Raw genomic sequence first — 6,570 nt, 5'->3', positions numbered from 1 at the left:
CTTGAGGTGGGGGCGGGGGAGGTGCCGGCGGACGGGCTGAGCTGAGGGCTGAAGATTTCCCCGAGCCGGGGAAATCTCAGCCCGTCCGGCGTTTGAGGACGAACTCGGCGCAGCCGGTGATTGCGGTACGCGCAAGGCCCCCGCGCCGAGCGGGTTTTCGGGAAGGGGCGGGGTTGGGGAAAATTCAGCCCCGCGTCAGCTCAAGCTCCAGCAACCACTCCACGACCTCAGTACGATGCCGCGCCTCGCGAGGATCCGCACCCCACACATAGAGCCCGTGCCCCGCAACGACGACCGCCGGCATCCCCGGCGAAAGCGCGGCCTCAAGCCGATCCCCCAGGACAGTCATGTCCTGGCTGTTGGCAATCACCGGCAGCGTCACGGCAACCTCATGCGTCGGATGCCCGAGCCCTTTCAGCATCTCCAGATCCCGGAAGGAAATCCCGCCGGGCTCCCGGTGCCCCATGGCCACCGACGCCACGGTGTGCACGTGCACCACGGCCCCGGCCCCGGTCAGCGCAGCGACCCGCGCATGCAGCGCCGCCTCCGCCGAGGGCCGCCCCGCACCGAGCACCGCACCGGACGCGTCCGTCAACACCACGTCCGCAGCCGTCAGTTCACCCTTGTCCCGCCCGCTCGCCGTCACCGCGAGCTGAAGCGGCGTACGCGAAAGAACCACGGACAGGTTCCCGGACGTCCCCCGCATCCATCCGAACGACGCGAAACGCGCGGCCTCGGCGGCGAGGACGGCCCCGGCCTCCTCCAGATCCAACGCGGCAGTGGCCTCAGCCGAACCAGCCGAACCAGACGAACTCATCGAACGCTCCTCGCAACACTGATCTCATCAAAGCCCGCAGCCTCCGGATGCCCGCCGACCCCGGCGGCGAAGTAGGGCTCCCCGGCCCGGCGCACGCCCACGACGTGCCACCCCGCGTCCACCGCCGCGTCCAGCTCCCCGAGCCGGTCGGAGAGGAAGAGCGTGCGGCCGGGCTCCGCCCCGACGGCGGCCGAAATCGCGCGGTAGGACCCGGCCTCCTGCTTGGGGCCCGCGTTCTCGGTGTCGTAGAAGCCGCTCACGAGATCCATCAGGGACCCCTCGGGCGAGTACGTGAACCACGCCCGCTGCGCCGCGACCGACCCGGACGAGTAGACGTAGAGCCGCACCCCGTCCGCCGCCCAGCCCCGCAGCACGTCGATCACCTCGGGGTAGAAATGCGAGACGAGCTCGCCCCGCGCGAAGCCCTCCGCCCAGAGGATGCCCTGAAGCGTCTTCAGGGGCGTCGCCTTGCGGTCGGCGTCCACCCACTCGCCCAGGATCTTCTCCACCCGCGCGGCATCCGCGTCCGGCTCACCGGCGAGCTCCCGCACCTGCGCGACCGCCCGCGCCACCTCCGGCTCGTCGCCCCGCGCGGCGAGCAGCGCACCGAAACGCTCGCGCGCGTAGGGATACAGCACGTCCACCACGAACCCCGTGGCGCTCGTGGTGCCCTCGATGTCGAGCACCGCGGCGTCCACGGAACCCGCGTCGAAAGAGACACTCACGCGGCGTATCCCGCGTGGATCGCGTCGAAGTCCGGGAAGCGGTCCGCGATCGGGCTGCCCGTGAACGTGCCGATCCAGCCGTCCTCCTCGTGGAAGAAGCGGATGGCCGTGAAGGCGGGAGACGTGCCCATGTCGAACCAGTGCGTCGTGCCGCGCGGCACCCCGAGCAGATCGCCCTTCTCGCAGTAGACCGCGTGCACTTCGCCGGCCACGTGCAGATAGAAGATCCCGGCGCCCGCGACGAAGAACCGCACCTCGTCATCGTCGTCGTGCGTGTGCTCGGCGAGGAACTTCTGCCGGGCCGCCTTCGCCTTCTGGGGCCACGCGGGGTCGTCGCTGGGGTGCAGCGCGACCACGTCGACCGTCTGGAAGCCCTCTTCGGCGTTGAGCTTGTCGATCTCCGTGCGGTACGCGGCGAAGACGGTGTCACTGTCCGCGTCGGCCGGCACGTCCTCGCGCACCGGCCACTGCTCGTAGCGCACGCCGACCGGGGCGAGCGCGGCGGCGATCTCGACGGGGTCCGCGGTGCGGCGTATGACGGTCTCGGGGCCGGACTCCGGCCAGGTCGTCAGGAGAGTCATGGCTCGCTCCAGAAGGGGACACAGTGGGTACGGGGGGATGGTAACTCGCAGGTCAGCCGACGTCAGCCGCGCTCACGCGGTGTCCCACAGCGTGGACGGCGCGGCCCTGCGGACCACCGGCGCGACCTCCTCGGCGAACCGCTGGAGCGTCTCGGTCTGCTCGCCGCGCTCCAGGCCGAAGCCGTCCACGGTGACGGACTGGAGGTCGTGCCCGTACACCTCGTGGTAGCCGAGGATCTTGTCGATGATCTGCTGCGGGGAGCCGATGAGCTGCGGCCCGTCCGCGATCGCGTCCTCGATGGTGCGAAAGGGCGTGTTGTAGCCCGCTTTGCCCTCCAGGTGCGGCTTGAAGCTCTGGCGCACCTTCGCCTCGTACAGGTCGCGGTAGCGCGCGATGGCCTGCTCCGCCGAGTCCGCGATGAGCAGCCCGCCCGAGCCCGCCGCGACCCTGGCCCGCGATGGATCGTGCCCGTACGCCTCGAACCGCTCCCGGTAGTGCGCGATCAGCTTCGCGTACGCGGTGCGCGGCTGGACGGCGTTGGCGGTGAAGAGCGGGTCCCCGTGCCTGGCCGCCAGATCGGGGGAGTTGAGGGAGGTGGCCGAGCCGTGCCAGATGCGCGGCACGCCCGCGTAGGGACGCGGCACCGTCGTCACGTCCTTCAGCGCGGGTCTGAACTCGCCCTCCCAGTCGACGTTCTGCTCGCTCCACAGGCGGCGCAGCAGCTCGTACTTCTCCTTCTGGAGATCCCACTGCCGCTCCTCGTCGAGGCCGAAGAGGTCGAAGTGGCCTGCCTCCGCGCCCTTGCCGATCACCAACTCGATGCGGCCGCGCGAGATCTGATCGAGCGTCGCGTAGTCCTCGGCGACCCGCACCGGGTCGAGGATCGCCACGACGGTGACGCCCGTGAGCAGCTTGATCCGGGTGGTCCGAGCGGCGAGCGCGCCGAGTACGACGGTGGGGCTGGACGAGAGGAAGGCGCCCGCGTGCCGCTCGCCCACGGCGTAGGCGTCGTAGCCGAGCCGCTCGGCGGCCACGCCGACCTCGATCACGTCGGCCAACCGGTCGGCGGAGGAGGGAAGTTGTCCGGTCAGGGGGTGCGGGGCATGACCGATGATGGAGAGGACCTGGAACTTCATGGATTCACTCTCCCCGCGGCCTGTTGCACGCGTATGTACGCGGCATGGCGGCCACGGTGGGCCCCGGACATGCCGAAGGGCGGCTCCCATGGGGGAGGAGCCGCCCTTCGGTTCCTGCCGGCCTACTTGCCGTCCAGCACGTCCTGGACCTTGGCGCGGACGTCGTCCGTGGCCAGGCCGCGGATCGTCAGCGTCGTACGGCGGCGCAGGACGTCGTCCGCCGTCTCGGCCCATTCGTTGTCACGGGCGTAGACGACCTGGGCCCAGATCTCCGGGGCGTCCGGCGAGACGCGCTCGGCGAGCTCCGGGTTCTCGTTCGCCAGGCGGGCGATGTCGAAGGAGAGCGAGCCGTAGTGCGTCGCCAGGTGCTTGGCCGTGTCGGCGGCCATGCGCGGGCCGGGTGCCGGGCCGTCGACGAGGAGGCGGTGTGCGACCGCGCGCGGGTTGGCGATGCCGGGCAGCGGCAGGCGCTTCTGGAGCTGGGAGATCGGCTCGTAGTCGTCGCCGAGCGGGTGGCCCGGCAGCGACTCCAGCTTCTTCATCACCGTACGGCCGATGTGGCGGAACGTCGTCCACTTGCCGCCCGCGACGGAGAGCATGCCGGCCGTGCCCTCGGTGACGACCGTCTCGCGCTTGGCCTTCGAGGTGTCGCCGGGGCCGCCGGGCAGCACACGCAGACCCGCGAAGGAGTACGTGATCAGATCGCGGGACAGCTGCTGGTCGCGGATGGAGAACGCGGCCTCGTCCAGGATCTGCGCGGTGTCGGCCTCGGTGACGCTCACGTCCGCCGGGTCGCCCTCGAACTCCTCGTCCGTGGTGCCGAGCAGGAGCATGTCCTCCCACGGCAGGGCGAACGTGATGCGGTACTTGTCGATCGGCGTGGCGAGCGCGGCCTTCCAGGGGGCGGTGCGCTTGAGGACCAGGTGCGCGCCCTTGGAGAGGCGGATGGAGGGGGCCGCGTCCGGGTTCTCCATCTTGCGCAGGTGGTCGACCCACGGGCCGGTCGCGTTCAGCACGAGGCGGGCGTTGACGCCGAACTCGGTGCCGTCCATGCGGTCCTTGAGCTCCGCGCCCGTGACCCGGCCCTTGGTGAAGCGCAGGCCGGTGACCTCGGCGTGGTTGAGGACGGCGGCACCGGCCTCGACGGCCGCGCGGACCGTCATCAGGGCCATGCGGGAGTCGTTCATCTGGTCGTCGCCGTAGACGGCGACGGCCTTGAGGTTGTCCGTGCGCAGCTCCGGCACGTCCTGCGCGGCCTTCGAGGGGCTGAGCAGGTGGCCGACGCCGTCGCCGAAGGCGGAAAGCGCGCTGTAGGCGAAGACGCCCGCGCCCAGCTTGGCGGCGCCGTGCGGGCCGCCCTTGTAGACGGGCAGGTAGAAGGTGAGCGGGTTCGCCAGGTGGGGGGCCACCTGGCGGGACACCGCGCGACGCTCGAAGTGGTTCTCCGCCACCAGCTTCACCGCGCCGGTCTGCAGGTAGCGCAGACCGCCGTGGAGAAGCTTGGAGGAGGCGGAGGAGGTGGCGCCGGCGAAGTCACCGGCGTCCACCAGGGCCACCCGCAGTCCCGACTGCGCGGCATGCCAGGCGGTGGAGATGCCCAGGATTCCGCCACCGATCACCAGGAGGTCGTACGTCGCCTTGGAAAGCTGCTCCCGGGTCTCGGCGCGGCTCGGGTTGGAACCGGCAGCCGGATGCGTCCCGAGGGCAGGGACGCTCTGCAGGGTGGTCATGTTGATTTACTCCTCGCCACTTTCGTCGAGCCAGCCCATGGAACGCTCTACGGCCTTGAGCCAGCTCTTGTACTCACGGGCGCGGGTGTCCGCGTCCATGCGGGGGGTCCACTCCGCCGCCCGGCGCCAGTTGGCGCGCAGCTCGTCGGTGCCGGACCAGAAGCCGACGGCGAGACCGGCGGCGTAGGCGGCGCCGAGGCAGGTCGTCTCGGCCACCATCGGGCGCACCACCGGCGCGTCGAGGAAGTTCGAGAGCGTCTGCATCAGCAGGTTGTTGGAGGTCATGCCGCCGTCGACCTTGAGGGCCGTGAGCTCGACGCCGGAGTCCTTCGTCATGGCGTCGGTGATCTCACGGGTCTGCCAGGCCGTGGCCTCCAGGACGGCGCGCGCGATGTGCGCCTTGGTGACGTACCGGGTGAGACCGGTGATCACACCGCGGGCGTCGGAACGCCAGTACGGGGCGAAGAGGCCGGAGAAGGCCGGTACGAAGTAGGCGCCGCCGTTGTCCTCGACCGACGACGCGAGCGTCTCGATCTCGGCGGCGGAGTTGATCAGGCCCATCTGGTCGCGCATCCACTGCACGAGCGAGCCGGTGACGGCGATGGAACCCTCGAGGGCGTAGACCGGCTTCTGGTCGCCGATCTGGTAGCCGACGGTGGTCAGCAGGCCCGAGTAGGAGTTGATGGCCGACTCACCGGTGTTCATCAGCATGAAGGTGCCGGTGCCGTACGTGGACTTGGCCTCGCCCTTGGCGAAACAGGTCTGTCCGAACAGGGCGGCCTGCTGGTCGCCGAGCGCGGAGGCGACGGGGGTGCCGGGCAGGATGTCGCCGAGCTTGCCGCCGGTGACCTCGCCGTAGACCTCGGCGGAGGAGCGGATCTCGGGGAGCATCGCCATCGGGACGCCGATGGACTCGGCGATCGACTCGTCCCACTGCATGGTGTGCAGGTTCATCAGCAGGGTGCGCGAGGCGTTGGTGACGTCGGTGACGTGCTTGCCGCCGTTGACACCGCCCGTCAGGTTCCAGATGACCCAGGAGTCCATGGTGCCGAAGAGGATGTCGCCCGCCTCGGCGCGCTCGCGCAGGCCGTCGACGTTGTCGAGCAGCCAGCGGGCCTTGGGACCGGCGAAGTAGCTGGCGAGCGGCAGGCCCGTCTGGCGGCGGAAGCGGTCCTGGCCGACGTTGCGGCCGAGCTCCTTGCACAGGGCGTCGGTACGGGTGTCCTGCCAGACGATGGCGTTGTGCACCGGCTCGCCGGTGTTCTTGTCCCAGAGCAGCGTGGTCTCACGCTGGTTGGTGATGCCGATCGCCTTGATGTCCTCGTGGGTGATGCCGGCCTTGGAGATGGCGCCGGCGACGACCTCCTGGACGTTCGTCCAGATCTCGCTCGCGTCGTGCTCGACCCAGCCCGGCTTCGGGAAGATCTGCTCGTGCTCCTTCTGGTCGACCGAGACGATCCGGCCGTCCTTGTCGAAGACGATGCAGCGGCTCGACGTGGTGCCCTGGTCGATGGCCGCGATGAAGGGGCCTGCGGTGTGTGCGTCGGTGCTCACGGTGTTCTCTCCTGCTCTTCTTTGCC

The 6,570-nt window shown here is 70.2% G+C and carries 6 protein-coding genes; all 6 read right to left on the bottom strand.

Features of this window, described 5'->3' with window-relative positions:
• Positions 1–184: 184 nt before the first annotated feature.
• On the bottom strand, positions 185–817 hold the full coding sequence (gene mtnB, locus ACQKIP_RS36205) for a methylthioribulose 1-phosphate dehydratase (protein ID WP_365860059.1): 633 nt from the start codon (positions 815–817) through the stop codon (positions 185–187).
• Complete coding sequence (mtnC, locus tag ACQKIP_RS36200; protein ID WP_365860060.1) at positions 814–1,542, bottom strand: acireductone synthase; 729 nt, start codon at positions 1,540–1,542, stop codon at positions 814–816. Before mtnC ends, mtnB begins: the two co-directional genes overlap by 4 nt.
• Positions 1,539–2,123: a 1,2-dihydroxy-3-keto-5-methylthiopentene dioxygenase gene (locus ACQKIP_RS36195; protein ID WP_365860061.1), complete on the bottom strand. Its 585-nt coding sequence runs from the start codon at positions 2,121–2,123 to the stop codon at positions 1,539–1,541. The genes mtnC and ACQKIP_RS36195 overlap by 4 nt, the downstream gene beginning before the upstream one ends.
• Positions 2,124–2,195: 72 nt before the next feature.
• Positions 2,196–3,260 carry an LLM class flavin-dependent oxidoreductase gene (locus ACQKIP_RS36190; RefSeq protein WP_365860062.1) on the bottom strand — a complete coding sequence of 355 codons (1,065 nt, stop codon included), beginning with the start codon at positions 3,258–3,260 and terminating at the stop codon, positions 2,196–2,198.
• Positions 3,261–3,382: 122 nt separating this feature from the next.
• Positions 3,383–4,990 carry a glycerol-3-phosphate dehydrogenase/oxidase gene (locus ACQKIP_RS36185; protein ID WP_365860063.1) on the bottom strand — a complete coding sequence of 536 codons (1,608 nt, stop codon included), beginning with the start codon at positions 4,988–4,990 and terminating at the stop codon, positions 3,383–3,385.
• A 6-nt stretch (positions 4,991–4,996) separates the two neighbouring features.
• Positions 4,997–6,544 carry a glycerol kinase GlpK gene (glpK, locus tag ACQKIP_RS36180; RefSeq protein ID WP_365860064.1) on the bottom strand — a complete coding sequence of 516 codons (1,548 nt, stop codon included), beginning with the start codon at positions 6,542–6,544 and terminating at the stop codon, positions 4,997–4,999.
• Positions 6,545–6,570: the final 26 nt, after the last annotated feature.

The sequence above is a fragment of the Streptomyces sp. NPDC059900 genome (genome assembly GCF_050270335.1).
GTDB lineage: Bacteria > Actinomycetota > Actinomycetes > Streptomycetales > Streptomycetaceae > Streptomyces.
This window is presented reverse-complemented; position numbering and strand designations above follow the sequence as displayed.